This is a genomic window from Stenotrophomonas sp. P5_A8, from assembly GCF_056400545.1.
Genome location: NZ_JBFULB010000512.1, coordinates 1 through 1,734, shown reverse-complemented (window position 1 = coordinate 1,734; position 1,734 = coordinate 1). Strand labels below are relative to the sequence as shown.

The 1,734-nt window shown below is 57.2% G+C and carries 1 protein-coding gene; it reads left to right on the top strand.

The window, feature by feature from the left end:
• Positions 1 to 271: 271 nt before the first annotated feature.
• A complete protein-coding gene (locus AC1DQP_RS20220) occupies positions 272 to 1,615 on the top strand; it encodes an aminotransferase-like domain-containing protein (RefSeq protein ID WP_478052393.1) in 1,344 nt (447 codons plus the stop codon).
• Positions 1,616 to 1,734 lie beyond the last annotated feature (119 nt).

Sequence of the window (1,734 nt, the reverse complement as noted above, 5' to 3'; positions counted from 1 at the left end):
ATATAGCGGTGGGATAGCGAAGGTGAGTAGTTTGCGCTGCCGATAAGGTTCCATTGAGTTGCTTTTTCAAAAACTCAAGGACCGGTAAGTGTTGGGAACCTGCTTTCACGCCGCTCTCCTTTAGCCTTGTCTGGGTTAGACGAATTTTTTACGGCCTGCCCACGCTCGCCCACGTTGCTGTAGCTTTAGCTAGCCGGCCAGCTGAGGTCTTTAGGTTGGGAGTTTGTAGGTGTAATTTAGGACAATCAATTTATTGTCCTAAGGACGCCGCATGAGATCCCGTTCCATCTCATCAGTGACGGAAGCGCTTGTTAACCGAATTGACAGTGGCGACTTGGCGCCCGGGGTGCAGCTTCCGACGCACCGAAAGTTGGCCGCCCAATTCGGCATAGCAGTGGCGTCCGCCACCAAGGTCTATGCCCAATTACAAGCGTCCGGACACGTTATAGGCGAAATAGGCAGGGGGATGTTTGTCCGTGCACGCCGAAGAGAAGTGGCCTGGGACCCGGAGAACGAAGCGAGGTCAAGTTCTATTGCGATCGACCTGTCATTCAATCACCCCACGTGGCCAGGGCAGGAGGCGATGGTGAGATGCATGTTGCGCGAGTTGGCAGCTTCCGCGGAGGCAAGGTCACTCCTGCATCAGCAGCCGCCCGGTGGACGCGGACGGGAGCGGCAGATCATGGGCGAGTTCTTGTCCGACCAGCGTGGAGTCAAATGCGCGGTTGGCCGGACCTTCTTGGTTGGTGGTGCTCAGCAGGGCTTGGACGTCGTCGCGAGGGCGGTGCTTGGGATCCACGACCGTGTGGCCGTTGACGCGCTGACTTATCCCGGTTTTAAGATGCTGGCGAGGAGCCATGGGATCGAGTTGATGCCCGTTGCTTGTGCGGCCACTGGCCCGGACCTCGACGCTTTGGACGCTCTGTGTGATCGAAACCGTATCCGAGCCGTGTACACAATGCCTACGATGCACAATCCCTTGAGTTGGGTAATGAGCGAGTTGCATCGGCGACGGCTTGTTGATATCGCCCGCCGCCACGACCTTCTGATCATTGAAGATGCCTCCTACTCTTTTTTGGCAGAGGGGGCGCCAGCGCCGTTGGCCTGCCTAGCCCCTGAGAGGACTTTCTACATCACCAGCCTTTCTAAGGGGCTGGGAACCGGGCTTCGCTTTGGGGCCATTGTTTCGCCGATTCAATTTAAGGACCGCGTCACCTCAGCCATTCGCGCAAGTTACTGGAGCCTGCCCAGTATTGTTGCGGTGATGGCGGCGCGTTGGATTGAGGACGGCACGCTCAGTCGTGTTGAGGGAGATATTGTCGAACAAGCGCGCCGGCGTCAGCTGGTTGCCGCAGAGGTGTTTAGAGGAATGAATACCGTCACCGGTCCAACCTCAATGTGCTTGTGGATGCCTCTACCCGACGGGCTCCGAATGGACCAGGTTGCAGCGGCATTGGCCGAACAATATGTGGCGGTCTCTAAAGCTAGCGCATACGCCGCGACCCCGCAGGCGCCACATGCGCTCCGCATTGGTTTGAGTTCGGTGGAAAGTGAAGGACTTTTGCGAGAAGCCTTGATGACGGTGAGGAAGACTGTAGAGTCCTTTCCAATCTGAGGGAACAACTGAATCTGCCCTCCTCAAATGCGCCGTCATACGTCTGAAGGCGCGCAGAGTGAGTGGGAAAAGACCGTTTAGGCTCGACCAAGCACTCAGTCACGCGCTCATTCACCGGG